Consider the following 26,647-nt stretch of genomic DNA (forward strand, 5'->3'; position numbering starts at 1 on the left):
CCCTACCTGCCAATTTTCTCTTCTCAGACTCACCCCTGAGTCCCTTATAAGAACGAAAAATCCTGCTGCCTCAAGGCAACAGGATCGCATAGGTAAGTTCTACTTAGCGAGCGGGATGCCGCGGGCGTCTTTGTCGTAGTCACCGGCACCGGCGATGATCATGATGAACTCAATCAACACCCAAAGGCCGAGGATGGCCCAGAAGGCGAATCCGAGCAAGAACCAGAAGGTAGCCCAGCCCAAAATATTGAGCACCAACTGTGACACGCCGAAAGTCGTTCGGCCAGTGTAAAAGTTGTGTGCACCGAACCAGCCTAAGAAAAAGCACAATAGCAAGGTGGCGATCCACGACTTCTGCTGGCCCGGAGCCACATACTGTTGCTGCACCGGGTAAGCACCCATGTTGGGTTGCGGTGCATAGCCTTGGCCATACTGCGGCTGGTAGTTAGCTTGCTGGTTATAAGGGTTGTACTGGTGGCCTTGGTTGCTGTCATAAGACGGGCCGGAGTACTCGCCGTTATCAGGTTGGTAGTCTCCGTTTGGATTCGTCATAGGAAATGTTCTCCTGGGTCTCGGCTTTCACGGGGTCTGGGATAAATCTAGCATGTGAGGCCGAGCACCCTAGTTAAACTAGGGTAACGAAAACCAAAATGCCCGCATCCCCCGGTTAACAAGGCCGGAGAATGCGGGCACGAAAGCTCTAATGATTAGGCAGCCTTAGGAGCGTTTACGTCCTCAGGCAGAGCAGCCTTGGCAGCCTCGCACAGTGCGGAGAATGCCTCGAAGTCATTAACAGCAAGCTCAGCGAGGATCTTGCGGTCAACCTCGATCTCAGCCAGGCGCAGGCCGTGGATAAGGCGGTTGTAGGTGATGTCGTTCATGCGGGCAGCAGCGTTGATGCGCTGGATCCACAGCTTACGGAACTCAGACTTACGGGCGCGACGATCGCGGTAAGCGTAAGTCATGGAGTGCAGCCACTGCTCCTTCGCCTTACGGTACAGGCGGGAACGCTGACCGCGGTAGCCCTTAGCGGACTTCAGAATCGCGCGACGCTTCTTCTTGGCGTTAACTGAGCGCTTTACTCGTGCCACAGTGATACTTCCTTAATTCAGATTGTGATGGCGGATGTGGGTTGATTCGGCGCTACTAAGCGCGGCCGAGCAGACGCTTTACGCGCTTGGTGTCAGGCTTTGCGACTGCCTCGGTGCCCTTCAGGCGGCGGGTACGCTTGGACGGCTTGCCTTCCAGCAGGTGGCGGCGGCCAGCCTGCTCACGGCGCAGCTTGCCGGAACCGGTCACCTTGATGCGCTTTGCGGTGCCCTTGTGGGTCTTCTGCTTCATGAGTATTAAGTCCTTAAATCCTACGTGGAATCTGGTCTACTTCTTGCCCTTGCGAACCGGACCCAAGACCATGGTCATATTGCGACCATCCTGCTTGGGGCGCGACTCAACGACGCCAACTTCGGCAACGTCATCAGCCAAGCGCTCCAAGAGGCGGAAACCGAGCTCCGGACGCGATTGCTCACGACCGCGGAACATGATGGTCACCTTGACCTTGGATCCCTTCTCGAGGAAGCGGACTACGTTACCCTTTTTGGTCTCATAATCGTGATCATCGATCTTTGGACGGAACTTCTGTTCCTTCACCACGGTTTGCTGCTGGTTCTTACGGGCCTCGCGAGCCTTCTGAGCCTGCTCGTACTTGAACTTGCCGTAGTCCATGATCTTGGCCACTGGGGGCTTTGCCTTCGGAGCTACCTCGACTAGGTCAAGGTCAGCCTCGTATGCAAGCTTGCGAGCATCATCGGTACGGACGATGCCCACCTGTTCACCACCGGGGCCTACCAATCGGACCTCGGGTACTCGGATACGCTCATTGATGCGAGCTTCAGCGCTGATTGTGGTTCTCCTCGATTAGGGGGTGTATGAGTAAGTAGTTCACCTACCGGGACCACAAACGAAGCAAACCCGGTCTGCCATAGACAGCCGGGAGTTCTCACAGTGCCAAGCATGAATGCTTGGTTACCTTTACCTTTATCCTACGAAGCGTGTTCGCGGCATCGGGTGGGAGAAACTCCGCTTGTGACCCACGAACCTCGACAAGGCGTCATGGGCGGTAGTGCCTTTGACAATAGCAGCTCCTCCCCCGCCTACCAAATTGCTACGTTCCTAGCGGGTTTTACAATGGGCGACTGCTTTAATGTCCCCTGCATCTACCCCAGTATCCACGATATCTACCAGCTGATGGGCGAGGTACTTAACCGCTGGTTCGGCATCGGCGTAGTCCTCTCCGTCCATCACCACAGATAGCGCTACTCCCACACGCTTTCCATCTACCTCATGAACTCCGAATTGACGGTAGGTGTACTCGTTTTCTTCCTCGTCCAAGCCCCAACCACTTTTCGCACGGGTTCGCGGCTGCGTAGACAGACCTACCTTTTGCCAGGACACAATGTCTTTGAGTACCTTGTGGACGTAGTCCGCTTCTGGAATGCACGGCAGTTCAGCGCCAAATACTGCTTGGTCCTTTAACGGCCACGTGGAATAGCCAAAAGCGGAGTCGTGAATATTTGCATGTGATCCGTAGTCGTCGAGTAAAGCTTTGACCGCATTCTCTGCCGAGCCCTCGCGCCATTGCACCTGCGACCACAAGGCAAAAGCGGCATCATTATCAGATTCCTTAATAGCCAAGTCCACCAAGCTTTTATCCGCACCGTCTTTAAGCGCCGCAATGGCGATGGGCACCTTGATGGTGGACCACACTGGCCCCTCACCTTTATCGCCCGCCGCAAAAGTGTCTTCACCTGCGGAAATGGCGACCCCTACCTTTGCATGATACTTCTTTGCGGTTTTGTCCACCGCACGGTCAAGCTGAGCACGCATCTCAGCTGGATCCGGCACCGCAGAGGTAGTCGTTGACACTGGGGCATCTTCTATCTTGGGGTCGCTAGAGCAGGCACTCATAGTGAACAGACCGAGAGCTGCGAGCAGGCTAATTACAAGGCGGATATCTTTCACGCTTTGCCCTACTTCAACATGCCCTTTAGGTAGCCACCGGTATAGGAGCCTTCTACCTGCGCAACGTCTTCAGGGGTTCCCTGCGCCACAACGGTACCGCCGCCCGCACCGCCTTCCGGGCCCATATCAACAATCCAGTCCGCTGCCTTGATGACATCAAGGTTATGTTCAATAACAAGCACCGAATTACCCTTGTCCACCAAGCCTTGGATAACCAGCATCAGCTTGCGAATATCCTCAAAGTGCAGTCCAGTAGTCGGCTCATCCAGAATGTAAATCGTCCTACCGTTGGTACGCTTTTGCAGCTCGGAAGCTAGCTTGACGCGCTGCGCCTCGCCGCCGGAAAGCGTAGTAGCAGCTTGGCCGAGGCGTACATAACCCAAGCCGACGTCGACAAGCGTGGCAAGGTAGCGGTGAATGGAGTTGATGGGTTCAAAGAAGTCCGCTGCCTCAGAGATTGGCATGTCTAGAACCTCGGCAATGTTTTTACCCTTGTAGTGCACCTCCAAGGTTTCGCGGTTATAGCGTGCTCCTTCACACACCTCACACGGCACATAAACATCTGGAAGGAAATTCATCTCGATCTTGATGGTGCCATCGCCCTGGCACGCCTCACAGCGCCCGCCCTTGACATTAAAGGAGAAGCGTCCAGCCTTGTAGCCGCGGACTTTTGCTTCCTGGGTTTCGGCAAAAAGGTTACGGATTTTGTCAAAGACACCCGTGTAGGTCGCCGGGTTAGAACGCGGGGTACGGCCAATCGGACTTTGGTCAACTTGCACCAGCTTATCTAGGTGCTCCACACCTTCGACGCGCTTGGCACGGCCGGGAACCTGGCGGGCGCGGTTAAGTTTATTGGCCAAAGTCTTAGCCAAAATCTCATTGACCACGGTGGATTTACCCGAGCCAGACACACCAGTAATACATACCAGCACTCCCAGCGGGATTTCCACGTTGATGCCCTTGAGATTATTCTCCCGAGCACCAACCACCTTTAGGGTGCGGTCCTTATCAATCTCTCGGCGCTGGTCCGGTACGGCGAGCACCTTCTTGCCGGAAAGGTATTGTCCGGTGAGGGACTCTTCTACCTGTTCGATTCCGGATGGTTCGCCTTGGTAGACCACTTCGCCGCCATATTCGCCCGCACGCGGGCCAACATCGACGAGCCAATCTGATTCACGGATGGTGTCCTCATCATGTTCGACCACAATGAGGGTGTTTCCGATATCGCGCAGCCGCTGCAGGGTTTTGATGAGTCGCTGGTTATCACGCTGGTGCAGACCAATGGATGGCTCATCGAGCACGTACAGAACCCCTGCCAAGCCGGAGCCAATCTGAGTAGCCAGACGGATACGTTGCGCCTCACCACCGGAAAGCGTAGACGCGCCGCGATCGAGCGTGAGGTAATTCAACCCGACGTCCAGGAGGAAACGCAGGCGGGCTTGAGTCTCCTTAAGCACTGCCCCGGCAATGATTTCCTCACGGTGCCCCAGCACCAAGGAGTCCAAAAACTCGGAGGCGTCTTCAATCGAGAGCGCACAAAGCCCGGCAATGGACTGCTCACCGTGAGTCGTAGAGGCCAAGCGGACGGCCAAAATCTCCGGTTTCAGCCGGGTGCCCTTACAGGTGCTACACGGCACGCGGCGGGTATATTGCAGCAGGCGATCCTTTTGGGATTGAGAATCGGTAGTTTCCAGCTTGCGGTGAATAAACCCGGTAGCGCCTTCAAATGGGGCGGTCCAATTACGCTGGCGCCCGTAACGGTTCTTATATCGAACCTGAACTTCCTCATCGGTGCCATAGATCAGCGCGTGGCGCTGTTCCTCGGTTAATTCACTCACCGGAGTTTTGGGGTCAAACCCCATAGCCTTGCCTAAACCCTCTACTAGCTTGACAAAGTAGCGGGAATTGGGGCTCGAGTGCCAGGGTTGAATGGCATCTACAGCTGGAGCATCTGGATCCGGAATGAGCAGATCAACATCAACTTCCAATTTGGTACCCAGGCCATCACACACCGGGCAGGAGCCAAACGGAGCATTGAAGGAAAAGGCACGGGGCTCATATTCTTCAATGGTCAACGTGTGGCCATTCGGGCAGGCCGCCTTCTCCGAATAGGTATGGGTGAGTTCTTCCCTATCCACGAACTCAATGGTGACTAGACCATCTGCCAAGCGCAGCGCTGTTTCCACCGAATCCGTTAAGCGTTGCTTTTGCGAGGACTTTACCTGCAGGCGATCAACCACTACCTCAATATTGTGCTTGATCTGCTTCTTCAACTTGGGCGGATCGCTTAGCTGATAGGTCTCCCCGTCCACTCGGACGCGGGAATAGCCCTGAGCGGACAAATCCTGGAAGAGATCAACAAACTCGCCTTTGCGCTTGCGCACCACCGGTGCGAGCACCTGAAACTTCAGTTTCTCTTCCAGCGCCAGCACGGCATCGACGATTTGCTGTGGCGTTTGGCGCTCGATTACGGCATCACACTTTGGGCAGTGTGGCGTTCCGGCACGGGAGAAGAGCAAACGCAGGTAATCATAGATCTCCGTAATCGTGCCCACCGTAGAACGCGGATTATGGTTGGTGGACTTTTGATCGATAGACACTGCGGGTGACAGACCGTCAATAAACTCCACATTAGGCTTGTTCATCTGCCCCAAAAACATGCGGGCATAAGAACTCAAGGATTCTACGTAGCGGCGCTGGCCTTCTGCGAAGATGGTGTCAAAAGCCAGCGAAGATTTACCAGATCCGGAAAGACCAGTAAAAACAACCATTTTATCGCGAGGGATATCGATATCCACGCCCTTGAGGTTGTGCTCGCGGGCACCGCGCACCACCAAACGATCAGCCACTGTGCTCAGACCTCCAGTACTAGGGATTGCAATCTTCCCTCGAATGTACCCGTAGGCTGGGACACATGACTAACGAGCTTCAGTTACATCAGATTTCTGTGTCCGAGATGGACAATAACTGCTACCTTTTGCAGGCGGGCGAAGAAGGCTTACTTGTCGACGCCGCCGATGACGCCCCCGCACTCCTCGACATGGCCCAGAAGGCCGGCGTTAAAATCACCGCGGTACTAACCACCCACCGCCACTGGGACCACGTACGCGCGCTCAAAGAGGTTCTCTCTGAGACCGGCGCTACCCACTACGCGTCCTTCCTTGATTCTCCGGCTATCCCAGCCGAGGTAGACGTTGAGCTCCGCGAAGGCGATTCCATCAAGTTCGCGGGCCTCGACCTCCCCATCATCATCTTGCGCGGTCATACCCCAGGCGGTGCCGCATTAGTTACAAACATCGATGGCGTTATTAATCTTTTCGTGGGCGATTCGCTCTTTCCCGGCGGCTTGGGCAAGACCACTTCCGAAGGTGACTTCGTACGCCTGTATAAGGACGTCACCGCGCGCATCTTTGATGAGTTCCCGGACAATACGATCGTGCGCCCCGGTCACGGCAAGTCCACTACCTTGGGCGAGGAGCGCCCCAAGCTGGAAGACTGGTGGGAGCGCCGCTGGTGATCCAATGACCAATTTCCGCGTACAATGGTCTAGCACACGATAGGTCTAAAACAACGAGCTAAGGAGCTTTAAGGACTATGATTCGCAAGCTTGCCCGCCCCATGCTGGCATCTGTATTTGTATGGGAAGGCGTAGACAACCTGCGCAACGCGTCCGAGCATGTAAAGGAAACCGAAGGTTTCCTCAAGACCGTGCGCAAGGCCGTTCCTTCTGAGTACCAGGGCTACATCCCCAATGACCCGGAACTGGTTACCCGCGCTATTGGCGGCGCTAAGGTAGGCGCCGGCTCCACCTTGGCTCTGGGCAAGGCACCGCGCACCTCCGCTGCGGTTCTGGCCGCCGCAACCCTGCCCAACTTGATTGCTAAGAACAACTTCTGGGCTGCAGATAACAAGGAAGACAAGGAAACTCGCCGCAACGGCTTCCTTACCAATACCGCTTTGCTCGGCGCCTTGTTTATCGCTACCCAGGACACCGAGGGCAAGCCTTCCCTTCGTTGGCGCGCACAAAAGGCTGGTCAGCGCACGAACAAGAAGATTCAGCAGGCGCTGCCTACCAAGTCTGAGTCCGAGCAGAAGCGCGAAGAGCTCTCCGCCCGTGCCAACGAGCTTTCTACCAAGGCCGGCGACTGGATCAACGAAACCTCTGCAAAGGCACAGGCATATGTAGATGACAACAAGGATGACTGGCAGTCCACCGGCCGTGGGTTGCTCGATACCGCAAAATCTTACGTTGACGATGCCAAGACTTATATTGAAGACAATAAGGACGATTGGCAAGAGTCTGGCCGCGATTTGCTGGGCAACGCAAAGTCCTTCATTGAGGACTCTGTCGATAACGCCAAGACCTATGTTGAAGACAACAAGGGTGACTGGCTTGAGGCCGCACAAGCCAATCGCGACACCGCCCGTACCGGTGCTGTAAAGGCTGCTACCAAGGCTCAGGCACGTGCAGATAAGGCCGTCGCCAAGCTGGATGGTGCGAAGTCCAAGCGCGCAAGCAAGAAGGCTTCCAAGCACGCTGACAAGCTGCAAAAAGAGGCAAATAAGAAGATTGAGGCAGCAATCAAGAAGCTGGAAAAGCGCTCTAAGTAGCCACAACTTCTGCGGCCGAATAACTCGGCAGTGACACACGGCCCAGCCTTATGCTGGGCCGTTGTTCTTTGTCACGGCAGGGTCTAAACTCATCTCTCCCCTTGCCGGACAGCGTGCCCGGCCCATCCCCATCAACGTCCAATTACCAAGGAGTCACGTGAACTCAGCATCCAATAGGTACGCGGCGGCTGCAGGTTCCTCGGAGCGCACAGCCATCGCTACTGAGCAAGATTATGTGGACGGACTTTTTTCGCGCCTCGACGATGAGGTGGCGGCAGCCAATAAAAGGCTTAATGAGGTGCAGGCGGATGTAGATCCCTCCACGCCGGACGCGGACGCCTTGGTGCGCCGAGAAACCGAATACCACGGGCTGCAGGCAAAACTTGATCGTCTCAATGTGGCCCAAATGGGCCTGGTCTTTGGCCGCATTGATATCGACGCCCCCGGCGATAATCCCACCCCCGAAGGCCTAGACCGCCGCTACATCGGCCGCATGGGACTAGATGCACGCGAAGATGACTATCGCACACTGCTTTTAGATTGGCGTGCCCCAATGGCGCGGCCTTTCTATCTCGCTACCACGGCCCAACCGGAAGGCGTCCACACCCGTCGCCAAATTCGCACCAAGGGACGCACCGTCACCGGAATACACGATGAGGTACTTTCCGGCCCCGGTGTGCGAGAAGAAGAAGCAGGCGTCGCGAGCGAATCGGCGCTCTACCACGCCATGCAACGGGCACGTACCGGCCACATGGCGTCAATCGTGGAGACCATCCAGCGAGAGCAAGACGAGATTATCCGCGATAATACCCGCGGCGTCATGGTAGTAGAAGGCGGCCCAGGTACGGGTAAGACCGCTGTTGCTCTGCACCGTGTGGCTTACCTGCTCTATACCCACCGCGAACTACTTTCTGCCACGGGCGTCCTCATCGTGGGCCCTAATAGCAGCTTTTTGGACTATATTTCACGCGTGCTGCCAGAACTGGGCGAGACTGGCGTGGTGCTATCAACCATCGGCGGGCTCTTCCCCGGAATCGAACCAGAACACGAGGAAGACCTCGTCGCTCGCGAAATCAAAGGTAGTGCCGCCATGGTGGAGATTCTCTCCACCGCGGTCAAGGACTATCAGCTTCTTCCTGCCGCCCCACGCGAGCTGGCAATTGACGGACTCAGCTTAAGCGTTACACCCGACATGGTGAAAAGAGCCCGCACCCGGGCCCGGCGCTCGCGAAAGCCACACAATGAGGCTCGCGGTGCCTTTATTGAGCACCTCGTAGAAGACCTTGCATTGCAGATGGCTGAAAAGGTCGGGGCCGATCCGCTCGGCGGGAAGAACCTCCTTTCGCGCGCCGATATCGATCAATTCCACGATGACCTTGCAGAAGATACGTCGGTTACTGCATTGATCGATGAGTTCTGGCCCGAGCTCCACCCCACCGACGTGCTTGCTGGCCTATTCTCCTCACCTGAGCGCATTGCCTCTGCTGCCCGCGGGTACGACGACGAAACTCAAGAGGCGCTCTACCGAGAACAAGGACGAGCATGGACAGATTCGGATGCTGCCCTCCTAGATGAGCTAGCCGTCCTCATCGGCCTGCCCAACCCTGAGGAAAAGAAGGCAGCCGATGATGCTGCGTGGCGCGAACAAGTGGCAGACGCAGAGGACGCCCTAGATATCTTGTCTTCTTCCGAGTCCACAGATAATGACGATGACATGTTTGAAGCGGAAATTCTTTCTGCCCATGATGTCATCGACGCCGAGACCTTGGCACGCCGTCAGGAGGTACGCGATAAGCGCACCACTGCCCAACGCGCCCGCGAAGACCATACGTGGGCGTATGGTCATATCATCGTGGACGAAGCCCAGGAATTAACTCCCATGGAATGGCGGATGCTCTTTCGTCGTTGCCCTTCACGGTGGATGACCTTGGTGGGCGATACTTCCCAGACCGGCTCACCGGCGGGTGTTGATGATTGGGGCGAGGCCCTGGAGCCGTTCGTCGCGCAGCGCTTCCGCCACCATTTTCTCACCGTCAACTATCGCACCCCGCAGCCCATCACTGAGCTGGCTAATGGACTATTGGAGATGATTAACCCTGATGCCATCCCGGCTACAGCCATCCGTGATGGCGTGCAGGTGCGCCGACTTGCCCAGGGCAGCTACACCCCTGGTGTACACAGGGAGGCAGACGGCAGGCTCACAGCAGTTATTGACGCCGCCACGGCAGAACGTTTCAAAGGCTTAGAGTTTGACCATGTGGTGGTACTCGATCCGAAGAGGATCGTCGATGCCTCCCCGCAGGGTTTGCAGAATCTCTATGTCTGCATCACTCGTGCTACCCAGTCGCTTACCCTCGTCGGTGACTGCGGCGAAGTTCTTTAGGCTCCCGTAAGCTTTAGGCCATGGCCTTATCTGACATTGCGCGCAAAACTGAAAGCTCGCTGAACACCTTTACTTTGAAGCGTTCTCTACGGCGGGGATGGAAGCCCCAGATTGTGGGCTATACCGGGTATGGCACCACCGAGCAAGTAAGGGTTTTTGGCCGCGTACTCATGCACGATCCTGATGAAGGCAAAAAGGATTCCTGGGGTGAACGCGGCTACCAGCAGTTTCTTACTATTCAGGTGGGAAACCACGACATTTCAGTGACTATTGGTGAAAAGACCGTCGCGGGCACAACCAATAGCAACGGGTACGTTGACATCCTCGTTCACGAACATGGGTTAGAACCTGGTTGGCATACGGCAACGATCGAGGCCGCCAATGCGCAAGCCGTGGAAGTCCAGGTGCTCATCGTGGATCCGAGCGCCAAGATTGGCATCATCAGCGATATTGATGACACGGTTTTAGTTACGTGGCTGCCACGTGCGTTGACAGCGGCGTGGAACTCTTGGGCTAAGCGCCCCAGCAAGCGACAGGCCGTTGCTGGAATGGCCGAGTTCTATGCCCAGCTGCAACAGCGATTCCCAAAGGCCCCAGTGTTCTATCTTTCTACGGGAGCATGGAATACTTTTGGCTCGCTGAAAAAATTCCTGTCCCATCATAATTTCCCCACAGGCCCCATGCTGCTCACGGACTGGGGCCCGACTGAGACGGGCCTTTTCCGCAGCGGACAAGAACATAAGCGGGTTCAGCTACGCAATCTACTCATCGCTTACCCGGACATGCAATGGATCCTGATCGGCGATGACGGACAGCACGATCCATTGACTTACGGCGATGTGGCTAACGAACACCCGGACCGGATTCACTCCGTGATCATCCGCAATCTAAGCCCGCAGGAGCAGCTGCTCTCGCATGGCTCCCTGAGTCCCCTGGCAGATGCCAATGAAGAGGGCCATTTCACAATCCCACTGATTCAGGGCGCAAACGGCAGTGCCCTTGCCGCAGCCTTTAACGCCGCGCACCCCACGGAGTAAGCAGCGCTTAACGACGAAACCCGCCTTGGCCTCTTTAACAAGGCCAAGGCGGGTTCAATCACCACATTTAGCTGACAGTGTGAACGATCATCACGTCGCAGTCGGACTGGCGAGCAACGTCTGCAGGTACGGAGCCCAGCAGGCGGCCGGTCAGGGAGTTGATGCCGCGGTTACCAACGATGAGCAGGTCAGCATCGTTGTCATTGACGATGGACATCAGGGCCTGGACCGGAGTACCAGGGCGAACAGCGGTTTCGACCTTAGAAGCACCGAACTTCTCAGCGTGAGCCTTGGCGTCCTTCAGGTTAGCCTCGGCCTTCTCATCGCCCAAAATGGTAACGGAATCCTGGCGCAGGGTCTTGGAAGCCTGCTCCTGGTTCTCGTAGTAAGCACAACCGATGATCAGATTGGAATCGAATGCGGCGGCAATCTTTGCTGCTCGCTCTACAGCGAGGAGAGAAGACTTAGAACCGTCAGTACCGACAACGATCGAGTTGTAGTCGCTCATGATGACCTTTCTTTGTGGGAATGTACCCGGTGTGTTTATTTAGCCTACAGGGGCATAACTGCCAGTGTAACAACGAGAAACGATTAACGTTCCTCGGTGGTATTAACTACGACGACGTCTACCGTTGACTTGTGGGTTAGTTCCGTTGGCACAGAACCGAAGACTCGACCACGGACGGAATTCACGCCGCGGTTGCCCACAACGAACAGGTCCACATCATAGTCCTGGCCTACTTCTAACAAGGCTTTTACTGGGTCTCCAGATTTTCCTACGATTTCAATGTGCTCCGCACCTTCCGATTCGGCGATACGGGTGGCATTGGTCAAATAGGTCCCAGCCATGTCCTCACTTACAACGGGTAGACCGGCTTCGTCGCCCCTCGGAGCGCCAAGCATGGATCCAGCGTGGTTATAAAAGGCTGAGATAATAATCAGCTTGGCGTCGTACGCCCGTGCCATGGACGCCGCTGCGCGAACCGCGCGCAGGGAGGTTTCAGAGCCATCGGTGCCGACGGCAATGTTTTTATAGGTAAGCATCATTCTCCTTGCAGTTGAACCATTTCACAGTGACAACTAAACGGCGCTTCTGGCACCTATTCAGTATAACTAGCGCAGCCGTTTAGAGAAGCACCCGCAGAATCAATCAGCACACTTTTAGGGGGAGAAAACTAAATTCCCGCTTCTTTCAAGCCGCGCAATTCCTTCTTCAAATCGGCAATCTCATCGCGTAGGCGGCCGGCCAGCTCGAATTTGAGCTCACGGGCGGCTGCACCCATTTGGGCCGAGAGGTCGTCGATAAGCGCCTGCACCTCATCGGTAGCCATACTAGAAATATCCCGCTTTTCCACCATGGCCGAAGGATCGGAAGTAGCCTCCTCGTCTCCGCCGTCTTCATAGACCTGGTCAAGGATATCCGCGATCTTCTTACGCAACGGCTGCGGATCAATGCCATGCTCCCGGTTATAGGCAATCTGCTTCTCACGGCGCCGTTCCGTCTCCTCAATTGCCTCTTGCATAGAGTCGGTGATTTTATCGGCATACATGATGACCTCGCCAGACACGTTACGGGCAGCACGGCCAATGGTCTGAATGAGCGACGTCGTAGAGCGCAGGAAGCCTTCTTTGTCCGCATCCAAAATGGCAACGAGCGAGACCTCAGGAAGGTCAAGGCCCTCGCGCAGAAGGTTAATGCCCACGAGAACATCGAATTCTCCCAAGCGCAATTGCCGCAATAATTCGACGCGCTGCAAGGTATCGATATCCGAGTGCAGGTAGCGCACCTTTATCCCCTGCTCCAACAGATAGTCAGTAAGGTCCTCTGCCATACGCTTAGTCAGCGTGGTCACCAACACACGCTCTTGCTTCGATATGCGAGTGCGCACCTCATCAATGAGGTCATCAATCTGCCCTTTGGTGGGCTTGACAGTAACCTTCGGATCCACCAGACCAGTCGGGCGAATTACCTGCTCTACGTATTCGCCATCCGAGGACGTAAGCTCGAAATCGCCTGGGGTGGCGGACATGTATACGGTCTGTCCGACCCGCTGTTCAAACTCATCAAAGGTCAACGGCCGGTTATCCACTGCGGACGGCAAACGGAAACCGAATTCGACCAAGTTGCGCTTGCGCGACATATCGCCCTCGAACATGCCGCCAATCTGTGGAACTGTAACGTGTGACTCATCGATGATGGTGAGAAAATCCTCTGGGAAGTAATCGAGTAGCGTAGCCGGCGCTGAGCCAGCCGGACGGCCATCGACGTGACGGGAGTAGTTCTCGATACCGGAGCAGAAACCTACCTGCTCGATCATCTCCAGATCGTATTCGGTACGCATGCGAAGACGTTGCGCTTCAAGCAGCTTGCCGCGGTTTTCTAGATCCTCCAAGCGCTCAGCCAATTCCTCTTTAATCGCTGCCACGGCCTTTTCCATGCGTTCGGGCCCGGCCACGTAGTGCGTGGCCGGGAAGATGCGAACCTCATCTACTTCCTCTATGACATCGCCAGTCACGGGGTGAATGTAATACAGGGAATCGATATCGTCGCCGAAGAATTCAATGCGCACCGCACGTTCCTCGTAGGCCGGAATGATATCTACCGTATCGCCCTTGGCGCGGAAGGTGCCGCGGGTAAACCCCACGTCATTGCGTTCATATTGGATATCCACCAGTAGTCGCAGGAACCGATCGCGGTCCAGCTCCTCATCAACAGAAATGATTACCGAGCGATCCAGGTAGGACTGTGGAGTGCCCAAGCCATAAATGCAAGACACGGAAGAGACTACGACCACGTCCCTGCGAGACAATAGTGCCGACGTAGCCGAGTGGCGCAGGCGCTCTACGTCCTCATTGATGGAGGAATCCTTTTCAATATAGGTATCGGTCTGCGCAATATATGCTTCTGGCTGGTAGTAGTCGTAATAAGAAACGAAGTACTCTACTGCGTTATGCGGCAAGAGCTGGCGCAGCTCGTTCGCTAGCTGCGCAGCCAGGGTTTTATTGGGCGCCATCACCAACGTGGGCCGCTGCTGCTTTTCGATGAGCCACGCGGCGGTGGCAGATTTACCGGTACCGGTAGCACCCATCAGCACAACATCGCGCTCATCACGGTTGAGTCTGTCATTGAGCTCTGCGATGGCGTAGGGCTGGTCACCAGCCGGTTCATATTCAGAAACGACCTGAAACTCGCCCGGGGTGCGCTCGACCTCGCTGACAACGCGGTGCTCGGAATTTGGAATAAGGGGATGTTCAGCAGCAAAAGCCATACCCACTACTCTACTGTTTAGGTGGCGCGCCTAGCTACGTTCAGGGCAAGGAGTTCTGCGCGGTGCGAAGCCATTCTTCCAACTCGCCAGTGGTCTCCCACAGCGCATAAACGGAAGACGTCTCGGGCCGCATCGCACTATTGATGCGGCGGCGCAGCCAAGCCTTTGACTGGGGCGTGTACAGGGGCGCGAGATCCTCGCGGTCGATGCCTTCCGGCAGTGCATCAGCCTTTAATTTCAACAAGGCGCCGAGTGCAATCATGGTTTCTGCGTCATCCGAGTCGATCGGCTCTGTGGAACATGATTGCTGAAAGTTTTTGAGATCGAAGGACCCATCCCGCAAGCTAGCGAGTAGTTCTCGCGCCGCGTGATTATCAAAAGGCCCAGTATCCCACGTTCCCACGGCGGGTAGCTTAAGCTGCCCAGGTTAACGAGACTTCGAAATGGCGTAAACTTTAGCTACCCAATGGTTAAATCTTCGGTGACTCCGCTTCAATGCGGTCCAGGACCTCAGTCGTTCGCACACGTAGCTGGTCAAGCGTGCCGTTGTTATCAATGACGTGCGTGGCTGCGGCAAGCCGCACCTCATCCGGTACCTGTGCCGCAATGCGACGGCGCGCATCCTCCTTTTCTATCCCCCGAAAAGCCACCAGCCGACGGACGCGCTCTTCAGGATCCACATCGACCACAATGACGTAGTCCATGTCTTTGTCCAGGCCATTATCCACCAACAGCGGCATATCATAAACGGCGAAGTCACAGCCATCTCCACGTGCCGTCGCAAATTGCCGCTGTGTCTCCTCTTGGATGCGTGGATGGGTAATAGAGTTCAGCAACTCAGTGTGCTCTTTGTCCGCAAAGGCCCGGCGTGCCAACTCCTTGCGGTTAAGGCTGCCATCCGACAGCAGGATTTCCTCTCCGAAAGCTGCGGCCAACTCGGATAAAGCAGGCTTCCCAGGCTTCACAACGTCGCGTGCAATGCCATCGGCGTCGACCACTCGCCACCCGCGTTCACGGCACAAGGATGCAACTGTTGACTTACCGCTGCCAATGCCACCTGTAAGGCCAATGAGTTTCATGGTCGCCACCCTACGCGAAAAGGAGCCCCACCATACGCGATGGTGGGGCTCTTCATTGCAATTCAGGAGAAAGCGTCTCTTTTACTCTGCGTCCTCCGCCTTTGGAGAAATGTGCAGCAACACATCGCTCGAGGAAACCTGGCCAGGCTCGCCGGTGACAGTTCCAAACTTGGTGGCGTTAGTAACTACCACAGGGGTAATCAGGTTATAGCCTTTGGAGCGGATAAATTCCGGGTCAAAGGAAATCAATTTATCGCCTGCGGAAACGCGTTGCTTCTTTTCCACATGGACTTCAAAACCTTCGCCTCCCAGCTCCACGGTGTCGAGACCTACGTGAATGAGTAGCTGTACGCCGTTGTCCAAGCTCAGTCCTACCGCATGGCCAGACTTTTGAACGGTGAGCACCTTGCCGTCGGCAGGCGCAAAGACCGCATTGCCCGCCGGCTGGACCGCCATACCCGGGCCCAGCTTTGCCGCGGCGAAAATGGGATCCGGAACTTCCGATAGCGCGACCGCCTCGCCCTCGAGGGGAGATTCCAGCGCAATTGCATCATTGCCAGCCTGCTTAGTAGCCACACCGGAAGCTGCAGCGCCTGCGGAGCTGGCGGGAACGGCGCCGCCCTCGATCCCGGAGTCCGCACCATTGCCCTTAAGGAACTTCATCTCTGCGCGAGCAGCTGCATCGTCAACAGTCTCGCCTTGTTCGCGCGCAATGCGCTCTAAGTCAGCCTGCTTCTCTTCTGCCGTGCGGTAGCCGAAGAACAAGGTGAGGAAGAAGGACGTAAGGAATGCAGTCGTAATACCAAGGACATAGCCCAAATGCGGGGTCATGGCACTGGTGGTCAACGCCGAGGTAAAGACGAAGGCTTCTGCACGGACGTCGAAAAGACCGATGATTGCGCCGCCCAAGGCACAACCTGGCAGCAACCGATAGTAGCTGCGGCGGAAGCGCAACAAGATGCCGTACAGGGAAGGTTCCGACACGCCACCTAGGATGCCCGCTGCAAACGCACCGATGGAAACCTGGCGCATAGCATTGTTCTTCTCCTTGAAGGAGATCACCATGACCGCGCCGACGACGCCGAAGCAGGCGAAGTTCCATGCGCCCATCGGTCCTTGAATGAAGTCGTAGCCGTAGGTGGCGATGTTCTGGATCATGATGACGTTCAGCGGCCAGTGCAAGCCCATGGGAACGAGGAACGGGTAAAGCAGCGGAACAACTATAGCCAAGATGAATGGCGAGAAATCATTGATTTGATAAAGGACCCAAGAAATGCCGTTGCCCACACCAATGCCGAACGGGCCCAGGAGGAAGGCCGTTGCCGGAATCATAATGAGCAACGAGAAGAACGGCACGAAGACCATTTGTACCGCGCTTGGGATAATCTTCTTCAGTCCCTTTTCCACCCAGTACAGGCCGATTGCAGCCAGAATCGGGGGAAATACCTGGGAGCCATAGGAGTTAATAACCAACGGCAGGCCAAAGACATTAGCGGTATCTCCTGCTTCGCCCAGGGACAAAAACTCCGGGGTAAGAAGTGCCGCTGGGATAGCGGCGGAGACCCACATGTTCGCACCCAGCTTCTGAGCCGCGGTCGCACCCACCATTACCGGGAGGAAGTAAAAGACCGACTGGAACATGGCGTGAGCCAAACGGAAGCCTTCCGGCTGCTCATCCAGCGGCGCACGAAAGTCCTGAATACCAAAGGTGTCCGCCAAAATCAGCAGCATGATGATGAGCGAGGCGCCCAACAGTGCCCAGAGAACTGGGCGGAAGGTATCAGAAAGAAACTCGAAGCAGTAATCTACCCAGTCGTACTTGCCGCGGACGCCGTCGTACTCCTTCTTGGAGGACGCCGTCTTCTCCCCGGAGACGTGCACGCCGGGCTGCTTGATGATTTCGTTGTAATAGTCAGCAACGCCGCCGCCCATGACTACTTGGTAGCCGTGGGCGCCTTGTGGCACGGTGCCTAGCACCGCTGGGTCGCTGTCGAGCTTTTCTTGATCAACTTTCCCCGCATCAGCAAGTTGGAAACGCAAGCGCGTCGCACAGTGCGTCAGCGACGTAATATTGTCAGCGCCGCCGATGCTTTCAACGATGTGGGCGGAAGTGTCCTTGGTAGATGCCACTTCTTACTCCTCATTTCAAATACCACTTATAACCAGTACGACACTGGCTATAACGTCATAGTTGAGTATAAGAGGATTCCCACATGAACAAAAGCCCGTTTTGTGGGCTTGCCAGGAGATTTTTGCCTCCCCCTTCTTAACTGCGCTGGTCAGCCACTCAAAGACCTCAAATGACTCAGCAAACGTTTGCAGGGCCTGTCTCAAACATCACAAAGGCCGCGCCCGCCCCGTCTATATGACGAAGTGAACGCGGCCTTAAAGCTGAGCTCTAAGGCTCAGCAGGGAACTAAGCGAAAGCTTTAGTTGCCAGCGAGCTTATCGCGCAGTGCGGCGAGCTGCTCGTCGGAAGCCAGGGAGCCGCCAACCTCTGCCTGAGTCTCGGATGCCGGAGCTGCATCAGAGGAATCAGAGGAGTAGTTGGAGGACTCTGCAGACTCAGCAGCCTCAGCGGCTGCGGCGCGGTTGCGCTCGATCTGAGCGGTGTGCAGGTTGAAGCGACGCTCGGACTCTGCGTAACGTGCCTCCCAAGCCTGACGCTGCTCGTCGAAGCCTTCCTTCCACTCGTTGGTCTCCGGGTCGAAGCCCTCAGGGAAGACATAGTTGCCCTGCTCGTCGTAGGAGTCAGCCATGCCGTACTTGGACGGATCGAACTCTTCGGTGTAGTCCTCGTCTGCCTGCTTAACGGACAGGGAGATACGACGACGCTCGAGGTCGATGTCGATGACCTTGACCATGACTTCCTGACCAACGGTAACAACCTGATCCGGAACCTCGACGTGGCGCTGAGCCAGCTCGGAGATGTGAACCAGGCCCTCGATGCCCTCTTCGACGCGAACGAAAGCGCCGAATGGAACGAGCTTGGTGACCTTGCCCGGAACGATCTGGCCCACAGCGTGGGTGCGGGCGAATACGCGCCACGGATCTTCCTGGGTAGCCTTCAGGGACAGGGAAACACGCTCACGATCCAGATCAACGTCGAGAACCTCAACGGTTACCTCGTCACCAACGGTGACAACCTCAGATGGGTGATCGATGTGCTTCCAGGACAGCTCGGAAACGTGAACCAGGCCGTCGACTCCGCCGAGATCGACGAAGGCACCGAAGTTGACGATGGAAGAAACAACGCCCTTGCGGACCTGACCCTTCTGCAGCTGGTGCAGGAACTCGGAACGAACCTCGGACTGGGTCTGCTCCAGGTATGCACGGCGGGACAGGACAACGTTGTTGCGCTGCTTGTCCAGCTCGATGATCTTTGCTTCCAGCTCCTGGCCGATGTACGGCTCCAGGTCGCGGACGCGACGCATCTCAACCAGAGATGCAGGCAGGAAGCCACGCAGGCCGATGTCCAGAATGAGGCCGCCCTTGACAACCTCGATAACGGTACCGGTGACAGGCTCTTCCTTGGCCTGCAGCTCCTCGATGGCGCCCCAAGCGCGCTCGTACTGTGCACGCTTCTTGGACAGGATCAAGCGACCTTCCTTGTCCTCCTTGGTGAGAACAAGTGCGTCAACCTCATCGCCGACCTCGACAACCTCATCTGGGTTGACGTCGTGCTTGATGGACAGCTCGCGAGAAGGGATAACGCCTTCGGTCTTGTATCCAATGTCCAGCAGTACCTCGTCGTGGTCAACCTTGACGACGGTACCCTCGACAATGTCACCATCGTTGAAGTACTTGATGGTGGCGTCTACAGCTGCGAGGAAGTCCTCTGCGGTTCCGATATCGTTGATCGCAACCTGCGGGGTGTTAGAAGATGGCATATTAGGAAATGCTCCGAATAAATGTAGGAAATCGAAATTGGACAACTGCGCGTCTCTCGAAAAAAGCTTGCTAAGCTGCCCAAAGCAGCAAAAGAAAAGTATTCGATCCCGCCTCGTGATTGCTTAAAGCCTTCCTACAACGGCTTAGAACAACCCGTGGCATAGACACGCCCGTTCAACCCTACATCTGTCCAGCTTAAAGGGCAAATACAAGACGTAACTTTTTCTCCAAGGAGTCCTTCCCCCACCGTGATTTCCCCATCACAAGCAAATCAGGCCTACTGGGATGGCGACGCCGCTAGCTACCATGCCGAGCACCCCGACTATCTTTCTTCCTTCTATTGGTGCCCAGAGATGCTCCATGAGGACCAAGTGCACCTGCTTGGCGACGTCTCGGATTCTTCCGTCCTAGAAATTGGCTGCGGGTCCGCACCGTGCACCGAGTGGCTCCAAACGCGTGCCCGCTTTGCCACTGGCTTCGATATCTCTCGCGGCATGCTCAACCACGCTGCTGGTGCACTTCCTTTGACGCAAGCCGATGCGCTGTCGCTCCCCTATGCCACAGAATCCTTCGACGCTGCTTTCTCTGCGTTCGGCGCTTTTCCCTTCCTCGCTAATCTCGACTTAGCTCTACAGGAGGTCTCCCGGGTCCTTAAACCAGCCGGTCGTTTCGTCCTCTCAGCCACCCATCCCATGCGCTGGATCTTCCCCGATGATCCTGCCGATTTAACGGCTGATATTAGCTATTTCGACCGCGCCTATCTGGAGCAAGACCGCGATGGCAACCTCACGTATGCTGAGTTCCATCGCACCATCGCCGACTGGTTCCAGGCCTTGCAGGGCAAAGGCCCGTTCCTTATCGAGGACATCATTGAACCCGAGTGGCCGCAAGACCTTAGCACCACCTGGGGCCAATGGTCTCCGAAGCGCGGCGAAATCTTTCCCGGCACGATTATTTTCGTCTGCCGCAATTCCCGCTAACCTATGGACATGGTTTTGGACCGGATTGGCTTATTGATACGACGTGGCATTGCCTGGTGGATTGATAGTTTCCTAGCCGCTGCCATCGTCATGGTGGTGCTATGGGTAGTGAATACGGTAGCCGACCATCCACTCACAGGAGAGACCTTAGAACTCTATAATGCCATTGCCGCCGCCGTGGTCTTTTATGTCTATCGGGTATGGGTGGAAGCCACGAAATCCACCTCGCTTGGTAAATGGTCCCTACAGCTAGAAATCATTGCTACCCACCCGGGATTCTTCACCGCTTGCCTGCGCAATTCCTGGTTATTGCTAACAATGCTGACGCTGACAGGCTGGCCCGGAGTCATGCCGCTACTTTTAGCGATTCTCAGCATAAGCATGCTCGCTTTTGGCCAAACCCCCTTCGACATGCTGGCCAATTGCCTAGTGGAGCGCCGACCTCAGATAGACACGCCTTCTTTTCGTGGCCAGAGGTAATAAGCAAGTGCGAAAATAACCAACGCAGCAAACATCCACGCGGATGGAAAGAGGAACGCAAGCGCCGTGGAAACGACCATCACCCCAGCGGCCGTTAATCTCCTTATCTTAGGGTTTGGCGCCACGCGCCCTATCATCATGGCCATCGAAAAGTAAGACCCGGCAAAAACCACGTACGAAATTCCATAGGCCTTATGCTCTTCAAGGAATTGGGCTAGCCCGAGGTCATTAATATCGGCTGCAACATAATTCACTTGAATGGCCCAGAGGCTCTCAAAAAAGCGGAGTGTCCACTTATTCGTCTTGTCTTCTAACGTCACTGCTCGGCAATTCCCTTCTTGGCTTTTCGGCTTACACTCATAACTTTTCTGCACAGAAGAGGCTACCTAAAAACTTAGTTCGCATCCCGCCATAACTTCTGAACCTTCCGTACTGCATAGTCGGGCATGCCCAAGTCTTCAATAGCTTGTTTATTCCAGGTTCCGCGGACCTGTCCATCCACCACGATGGCGCGGCGAAATACCCCGCGGTTTCCAGGAACGAGTGCCTCGTGGACTTCCTTCGTCATCGCAAATAGACGGTCTGGATAACCCAAGATGTACTCGTCAAATGCCCCCAGCAGCAATACCGATTGCTTCTTTAGCGCTTCGGCCATTTCCATTATCTCAGCCGAAACAAGGTCCTGGGATTCTTCTCCACAGCGCACAATGTCCGGCGGAAGGCTGTCAGCTGCTGGCCTTATCAGGCTTTGCGGTAGCTTTGTCCACCACGCAAAGTCCCCCAACGTGGCTGGGCCATGAGTGCGAAAATACCGAGTCATCAACTCTGTGGTAGCGGCGACTTTGTCGCCGTTGTAAATCTCCTCTAACCCCGGCAAATCGACCGGTGTAATCAGCTGATCAGCTCCGGAGTAAACGGCGTGACCGCTTTCCATGGCTACACGCACAACATGCCAGAAGGGCACCTCGGGCAACGTTGTGGTAGCCCGCTCCTTAAGCTCGACACGGGAAAGCGGACGATCAATGAGCTTGTTAACCGCTGCCAGCAACTCTGCGTCGCCCTTGCGCCGTTTAGCACAGAGTTCAGTTATCCAGCCTATGTCCTTGATAGAAGCCGCAAAAAGCGTATGCCGCATGGGATACCCACGCACAATATTTTCGGCATCTGAGTGATCTTGCGCCCGCAAGGCCAGCGATCGGCGCACGGAGTGCAGGTCCTGGCCTTGCATAACACCGAAAGCACGGGCCACCTCCTCCGCGCTCTCCCACCGCTGAACGGTTAAGCCTTGCGAGGCAAGCCTAAGGCGCGCCTTTTCTCGGCGGGAGAAAGTAACCGAGCTAGTGGGCTGCGGCATCCCAATCCTTGCCGGCACCAGCCGAGACTTCCAACGGGACGTTGAGCTCGATGGCAGAGTCCATCTCTCGTTCGAGAATGTCACGGACCTTGTCTGCCTCTCCAGGAGCGACCTCGACTACCAATTCATCGTGGACCTGTAGCAGCACGCGGGACTTCATGCCCTGCAATGCGCGGTCCACGCGAATCATTGCCACCTTGATAATGTCTGCCGCGGTACCTTGAATCGGTGCATTTAATGCGGCTCGCTCTGCGTTCTCGCGCGCTAGGCGGTTATCGGAGTTGAGCTCTGGCAAGTAGCGGCGGCGGCCGAAGAGGGTGGCTGTATACCCATCCTTACGCGCCTGGACCACAACTTCATCGAGGTATTTCTTTACCCCGCCAAAACGCTCGAAGTAGCTTTCCATGATGGACTTCGCTTCCCCAGCCGGGATACCCAATTGCTGGGATAGGCCGAATGCGGACAGGCCATAGACCAAACCATAAGACATTGCTTTAACGCGGCGGCGCAGCTCCGGCGTGACTTGGTCGACGGGGACATCGAAGACTCGGGAGCCGACGTAGTTATGCAGGTCTTCGCCGTCCTTATAGGCCTCGATAAGCCCGGGATCTGCCGAGAGGTGTGCCATCACACGCATCTCAATCTGCGAATAGTCCGCGGTCATGAGTTCTTCGTAGCCCTCGCCTACGATAAACGCGGAGCGAATCTGTCGCCCAGCTTCGGTGCGCACCGGGATATTCTGCAGATTTGGCTCCGTCGAGGACAAGCGACCAGTCGACGTCACTGTCTGATTAAACGTGGTGTGGATGCGACCGTCCGGCTGCACGGTCTTGATTAGACCTTCGAGGGTGGTTTTCATCTTTTGGTACTCACGGTGAGCCAAAAGGTGGTCTAAGAACGGGTGGGGATTCTTAACCGCGAGTTGTTCAATCTCCTTGGCCGCAGTGGAATAGCCGGTCTTTGTCTTCTTGGTCTTGGGCAGATCAAAAGTCTCAAAGAGTACGGTTTGTAGCTGCTTGGGTGAGTTGAGGTTGAGCTTATCGTCACCGGCAAGCTCACGGGCGGCACGCTCTTGTTCGGCGACCTGCTCTACGAAGGCATCCTTCTGCGTTTCGAGAATGTCCACGTCAACCGCAATGCCGGTAGCTTCCATGCGCGCCAAAATGGTTACCAGAGGCAGCTCCAAGTCGGTATAAAGTTCGAAAGAATCAATCTCTTGGAGCTCTGCAGTGAGCCTTTCCGCCAATTCCATAATGGCTGCGGCTTGATCCACCAAGGTGGAATCATCCAGCAGGGAAAGCTGCTCCGTGGCGGCGCCGAGGGTCTTTTGGAGGTGGCGTTGGTAGACGTCGGCAAGCGCGTAAGTGCGTTGACCGGGCCGCAGCAGGTAGGCGGCAATGGCCGTGTCGTGGGCAATGCCGGCTAGCTCAATACCCCGACCGGCAAGCATATGGAAGGCCGCCTTCGCCTCGTGGAAATACTTCGGCGCATCGGAGGCCAGCCACTGCGCTAGGGCCTTATCGTCCGCGGCAGAAAGGTCGCCCAACTCCACTTGCAGCCCGTGGCGTTCCTGGTCTACGAAGGCAATCGCCGATGCATCACCCTGTCCAGGGTTTCCCTCGCCTTGGACATAGACCGCAACATGCTCTCGACCAGGCAGCCACTGGGACAATGGCTCATCGTCGATGACTGTCTCTAACTCTTGGATTTCCTCGGTCTGCTCCGCTGCCTCAGCGCCGTCATTGGGAATGGCAGCCAGGACGCGATCACGCAGGTTGGTGCCAAATTCGAGGTCATCGAACTTAGCGGCAACGTCCGCAACCTTCGCCTCCTGGAAAGCCAGATCGTCAGGGCCAACCTCTAGGTCCATATCCGTGATCATTTGGGTGAGCTTGCGATTCATCTGCACCTGATCGATGCGCTCGCGGAAGTTATTGCCCACCACGCCCTTGATTTCTTCGGCGTGCTCAACCAGTGATGCCAAGTCCCCGTATTTAACAATCCACTTAGTCGCCGTCTTCTCGCCCACCTTGGGAATACCCGGCAAATTATCGGACGGATCGCCGCGCAGGGCAGCGAAATCTGGGTACTGCGCAGGCGTGAGACCATACTTCTCCTCCACCGCGGCGGGCGTAAAGCGGTGGAGAGTGGATACGCCCTTCATGGGATAGAGCACCGTCGTAGATTCGTTTACCAATTGCAGGTAGTCACGGTCACCGGTGACGATGAGGGTCTCATAAGCCTGTGCCTCGGTCGCCAGCGTGGCGAGGATGTCGTCGGCTTCGAAGTTCTCGCGGGAGAGGGTGGTAATCCCCAGCACCTCGAGCACCTCGCGGATGATGTCAACCTGGCCCTTAAATTCCTCCGGCGCGGCTTCACGCTGCGCCTTGTAGTCCGGGAACATTTCGGTGCGGAAGGTCTTTCGCCCTACATCGAATGCCACCGCGATGGCATCGGGCTTCTCCTCCGCCACGATATTGGAAAGCATCGATAGAAAGCCATATACGGCATTGGTGTGCTGGCCGCCCGAGGTAGAAAAGTTATCCACCGGCAGGGCGTAGAAGGCACGAAAGGCCATAGAGTGGCCGTCAATGAGCAGAAGTCGAGGCTGTTTAGTAGTCACCTGCCCCATCCTAGAGAAGCGAGCCGACATACGAACGCCCCGGTGCACATTTATTGGATGACGTGGGCCTTCCCCCGCTTCCCCTACCCAATTAGGAATTCCCCTAGTCCCTGCGCTACTATTTTCACAGTCACAGGCAGCAAGCCTTGGCACTGTGCGCCCCTGTAGCCCAATTGGCAGAGGCAACGGATTCAAAACCCGTCCAGTGTGAGTTCGAGTCTCACCAGGGGCACTTTTCGTAACAACCCTCTGACCGGGAACCTCCTGGTAGAGGGTTGTTTTTTCTTGTTACGAAACAGCAGTCATTGCGATCATAACGATCATTGCGATCAGAAAATGTTGTCAGATGTTGTCACGGAATCAGGCCCACAAATCAGACATTTTCGCAGACACAGACCCTAAATCATCGTCAAAGAGGTCAGCATAAGTATTTAGTGTCATAGCCGCGTCCTCGTGCCCCAACTGACGGCTCACCACCAAAACGGTTGCCCCCGCACTAATCAGTAGAGACGCCGCGGTGTGCCGGAGTCCATGTGGGGTGATGTGTGGGAACGACGGGTCTTCGGCCTGTAGACGCGCCACAGCCTCCGTGAACCATGATCCTGAGCTCGGAAGACGCATGGGAGTAGTCGGGTCTCCAGGGCTGTGGAAAAGATACTCCCCTGGTCCCACAGCTGCTACACGTGCCCTAAGATCGTCGGCCACCACATCAGAAAACGCCACAGTACGGGTTTTGCGTGTTTTTGGTGGACCGACGACGATTTTCCCACCCACGGTAGTGGCAGAACGCCGGACAACCAGCCTGCGAGTATTAAAGCTGACGTCCTCAGGGGTAAGGCCAGCCAGCTCACCGAAACGCAGCCCTGTGGTGGCTAATACTCGAACCGCATCCCCGTGCCGAGAACACTCGTCAGCGAGCCGTTTAACCTGGGAAACGGTCAAATACACTTTTCGGGGAGGGTTTTTCTTGGGCAGCACAATCCCCTGGCAGGGTGATTTGGGGATATACCCTTCTTGAACGGCGTACTCCAGGATCGCGGAAAATAATCCATAAATAATCCGTACAGTTTTTCCGGATAACCCGTCCTCCGCATACAGGGAATTCACCCACTCCTGCACACCTGACCTGCTGATTTTCCCCACAGCCGAGTTCCCCCACCGCGGGGTGATCCGGTGTCGGATGTACGTGCCGTTGCTACGAGCAGAAGACTCAGCCCAAGATAAGGACTTGGCCTCGTGCCACGCAGCAATGATGGTAGACATAGGAGTCCTGCCCCTCTGCGGGTCCACCCACGAGCCTTCCACCTGGTCAACAAGCATTTTCGCGGCCCACACTTGTGCGGATCGTGCGCTAGAAAAACCCCGCTTTGTACGCTGTTTCTGAGTCTCCGGATCACGCCACAACACGCGGTACCGGAGTCCATTTTTGGTTTTGTATTCGCTGATAGAAGCCAATTGTCGCCCTTAGAACGGTTCGTCAAAATGGTCAGCGTCGGGGTCCAAGCCACGCAAAACATTGGAGAGTTTCACCGCGACGGTAGTGATTTTTGAGGCGTAGGCATCGGCCAGACGAATATCTACCCCCTGTTCGGGGGTAAGTTTCCTCTTAGCATACCCGCTGACCTGCTCTTCTGTAATAAAGCCAAAAGACACAAGGTGTGATACCGGGTCCGACTCGGTCACCTCTGCAAGCTCAATGACCTCTCCCGCAGTGAACCCTGAGCGGAGTCGATTAATGAGCTGTGCCCTGGATATGTGCAGGTCAGAAGCTATATCTTCTTGGGTAACAGCTCGATAGGGGTAACAGAATTGTCTGATGTGTAACAGCGTGACCTCGCGGCTTCCGTTTACCAGACGGCGTGAGTTTCCGACGTGTTTTTCCATGAGTTATTTGTGATACTCCTCACATATGGCGATACTTT

Annotated in this window: 24 protein-coding genes and 1 tRNA gene; 7 read left to right on the top strand and 18 right to left on the bottom strand. The window is 55.8% G+C overall.

Going from position 1 to position 26,647, the window contains the following annotated elements; all coding sequences use genetic code 11:
• Positions 1 to 99 precede the first annotated feature (99 nt).
• The 6 genes from ACLI1L_RS07110 to uvrA form a co-directional block, all read right to left on the bottom strand.
• Entirely contained in the window at positions 100 to 552 is a 453-nt protein-coding gene (locus tag ACLI1L_RS07110; protein ID WP_411707221.1) for a TM2 domain-containing protein, read from the bottom strand.
• A gap of 155 nt (positions 553 to 707) precedes the next feature.
• A complete protein-coding gene (gene rplT / locus ACLI1L_RS07115) occupies positions 708 to 1,091 on the bottom strand; it encodes a 50S ribosomal protein L20 (protein WP_005323264.1) in 384 nt (127 codons plus the stop codon).
• A gap of 55 nt (positions 1,092 to 1,146) precedes the next feature.
• A complete protein-coding gene (gene rpmI, locus ACLI1L_RS07120) occupies positions 1,147 to 1,341 on the bottom strand; it encodes a 50S ribosomal protein L35 (protein ID WP_023021641.1) in 195 nt (64 codons plus the stop codon).
• A gap of 36 nt (positions 1,342 to 1,377) precedes the next feature.
• Positions 1,378 to 1,899 (bottom strand): translation initiation factor IF-3, encoded by a 522-nt coding sequence (infC, locus tag ACLI1L_RS07125; protein WP_080970442.1) that lies wholly within the window; start codon positions 1,897 to 1,899, stop codon positions 1,378 to 1,380.
• 270 nt (positions 1,900 to 2,169) lie between these two features.
• Positions 2,170 to 3,018: a hypothetical protein gene (locus tag ACLI1L_RS07130; protein WP_411707222.1), complete on the bottom strand. Its 849-nt coding sequence runs from the start codon at positions 3,016 to 3,018 to the stop codon at positions 2,170 to 2,172.
• A gap of 8 nt (positions 3,019 to 3,026) precedes the next feature.
• Positions 3,027 to 5,867, bottom strand: a complete 2,841-nt coding sequence (gene uvrA, locus ACLI1L_RS07135) for an excinuclease ABC subunit UvrA (protein WP_411707223.1) — start codon at positions 5,865 to 5,867, stop codon at positions 3,027 to 3,029.
• A 65-nt stretch (positions 5,868 to 5,932) separates the two neighbouring features.
• Here uvrA and ACLI1L_RS07140 point away from each other — a divergent pair, with 65 nt between their 5' ends.
• The 4 genes from ACLI1L_RS07140 (at position 5,933) to ACLI1L_RS07155 (ending at position 11,049) form a co-directional block, all read left to right on the top strand.
• Positions 5,933 to 6,535 carry an MBL fold metallo-hydrolase gene (locus ACLI1L_RS07140; RefSeq protein WP_023021645.1) on the top strand — a complete coding sequence of 201 codons (603 nt, stop codon included), beginning with the start codon at positions 5,933 to 5,935 and terminating at the stop codon, positions 6,533 to 6,535.
• A 77-nt stretch (positions 6,536 to 6,612) separates the two neighbouring features.
• Complete coding sequence (locus ACLI1L_RS07145) at positions 6,613 to 7,629, top strand: DoxX family protein (RefSeq protein WP_411707224.1); 1,017 nt, start codon at positions 6,613 to 6,615, stop codon at positions 7,627 to 7,629.
• A gap of 157 nt (positions 7,630 to 7,786) precedes the next feature.
• Entirely contained in the window at positions 7,787 to 10,012 is a 2,226-nt protein-coding gene (locus ACLI1L_RS07150; RefSeq protein ID WP_411707225.1) for a HelD family protein, read from the top strand.
• Positions 10,013 to 10,032: 20 nt separating this feature from the next.
• A complete protein-coding gene (locus ACLI1L_RS07155; RefSeq protein WP_411707226.1) occupies positions 10,033 to 11,049 on the top strand; it encodes an App1 family protein in 1,017 nt (338 codons plus the stop codon).
• A gap of 67 nt (positions 11,050 to 11,116) precedes the next feature.
• On the opposite strand, the gene ACLI1L_RS07160 is transcribed toward ACLI1L_RS07155, so the two are convergent.
• From ACLI1L_RS07160 to rpsA, 7 genes are all read right to left on the bottom strand, one after another.
• Positions 11,117 to 11,557 (bottom strand): universal stress protein, encoded by a 441-nt coding sequence (locus ACLI1L_RS07160; protein ID WP_005323273.1) that lies wholly within the window; start codon positions 11,555 to 11,557, stop codon positions 11,117 to 11,119.
• 83 nt (positions 11,558 to 11,640) lie between these two features.
• Positions 11,641 to 12,093 carry a universal stress protein gene (locus ACLI1L_RS07165; RefSeq protein WP_023021649.1) on the bottom strand — a complete coding sequence of 151 codons (453 nt, stop codon included), beginning with the start codon at positions 12,091 to 12,093 and terminating at the stop codon, positions 11,641 to 11,643.
• 131 nt (positions 12,094 to 12,224) lie between these two features.
• A complete protein-coding gene (uvrB, locus tag ACLI1L_RS07170; protein WP_411707227.1) occupies positions 12,225 to 14,318 on the bottom strand; it encodes an excinuclease ABC subunit UvrB in 2,094 nt (697 codons plus the stop codon).
• 40 nt (positions 14,319 to 14,358) lie between these two features.
• A complete protein-coding gene (locus ACLI1L_RS07175; protein ID WP_049358459.1) occupies positions 14,359 to 14,721 on the bottom strand; it encodes a DUF4259 domain-containing protein in 363 nt (120 codons plus the stop codon).
• Positions 14,722 to 14,788: 67 nt separating this feature from the next.
• Complete coding sequence (gene coaE / locus ACLI1L_RS07180) at positions 14,789 to 15,397, bottom strand: dephospho-CoA kinase (RefSeq protein WP_411707228.1); 609 nt, start codon at positions 15,395 to 15,397, stop codon at positions 14,789 to 14,791.
• Positions 15,398 to 15,478: 81 nt separating this feature from the next.
• Positions 15,479 to 17,527 carry a glucose PTS transporter subunit IIA gene (locus ACLI1L_RS07185; protein WP_411707229.1) on the bottom strand — a complete coding sequence of 683 codons (2,049 nt, stop codon included), beginning with the start codon at positions 17,525 to 17,527 and terminating at the stop codon, positions 15,479 to 15,481.
• A 299-nt stretch (positions 17,528 to 17,826) separates the two neighbouring features.
• Positions 17,827 to 19,287: a 30S ribosomal protein S1 gene (rpsA, locus tag ACLI1L_RS07190; RefSeq protein WP_023021654.1), complete on the bottom strand. Its 1,461-nt coding sequence runs from the start codon at positions 19,285 to 19,287 to the stop codon at positions 17,827 to 17,829.
• A gap of 249 nt (positions 19,288 to 19,536) precedes the next feature.
• Between rpsA and ACLI1L_RS07195 the strand changes: the two genes are divergently transcribed.
• Positions 19,537 to 20,268 (top strand): class I SAM-dependent methyltransferase, encoded by a 732-nt coding sequence (locus ACLI1L_RS07195; RefSeq protein WP_411707230.1) that lies wholly within the window; start codon positions 19,537 to 19,539, stop codon positions 20,266 to 20,268.
• A 9-nt stretch (positions 20,269 to 20,277) separates the two neighbouring features.
• Entirely contained in the window at positions 20,278 to 20,748 is a 471-nt protein-coding gene (locus ACLI1L_RS07200) for an RDD family protein (protein WP_411707231.1), read from the top strand.
• Here ACLI1L_RS07200 and ACLI1L_RS07205 read toward each other — a convergent pair.
• The 3 genes from ACLI1L_RS07205 to polA all read right to left on the bottom strand — a co-directional run bounded on the left by ACLI1L_RS07205 (position 20,712) and on the right by polA (position 24,734).
• Positions 20,712 to 21,068 carry a hypothetical protein gene (locus tag ACLI1L_RS07205; protein ID WP_411707232.1) on the bottom strand — a complete coding sequence of 119 codons (357 nt, stop codon included), beginning with the start codon at positions 21,066 to 21,068 and terminating at the stop codon, positions 20,712 to 20,714. The genes ACLI1L_RS07200 and ACLI1L_RS07205 overlap by 37 nt on opposite strands.
• A 74-nt stretch (positions 21,069 to 21,142) precedes the next feature.
• Entirely contained in the window at positions 21,143 to 22,102 is a 960-nt protein-coding gene (locus tag ACLI1L_RS07210) for a DNA glycosylase AlkZ-like family protein (RefSeq protein WP_411707233.1), read from the bottom strand.
• On the bottom strand, positions 22,086 to 24,734 hold the full coding sequence (polA, locus tag ACLI1L_RS07215; RefSeq protein WP_411707234.1) for a DNA polymerase I: 2,649 nt from the start codon (positions 24,732 to 24,734) through the stop codon (positions 22,086 to 22,088). The genes ACLI1L_RS07210 and polA overlap by 17 nt, the downstream gene beginning before the upstream one ends.
• A gap of 149 nt (positions 24,735 to 24,883) precedes the next feature.
• Here polA and ACLI1L_RS07220 point away from each other — a divergent pair.
• A tRNA-Leu gene (locus ACLI1L_RS07220) sits at positions 24,884 to 24,957 on the top strand.
• A gap of 128 nt (positions 24,958 to 25,085) precedes the next feature.
• Here ACLI1L_RS07220 and ACLI1L_RS07225 read toward each other — a convergent pair.
• The gene (locus ACLI1L_RS07225) at positions 25,086 to 26,045 is read right to left on the bottom strand and encodes a tyrosine-type recombinase/integrase (protein ID WP_411707235.1); all 960 of its coding nucleotides are present in this window, start codon (positions 26,043 to 26,045) and stop codon (positions 25,086 to 25,088) included.
• A gap of 144 nt (positions 26,046 to 26,189) precedes the next feature.
• Entirely contained in the window at positions 26,190 to 26,609 is a 420-nt protein-coding gene (locus tag ACLI1L_RS07230) for a hypothetical protein (protein WP_238801832.1), read from the bottom strand.
• Positions 26,610 to 26,647: the final 38 nt, after the last annotated feature.

Origin of the sequence: Corynebacterium sp. LaCa117 (genome assembly GCF_046717765.1) — a bacterium.
GTDB classification, from domain to species: domain Bacteria; phylum Actinomycetota; class Actinomycetes; order Mycobacteriales; family Mycobacteriaceae; genus Corynebacterium; species Corynebacterium kefirresidentii.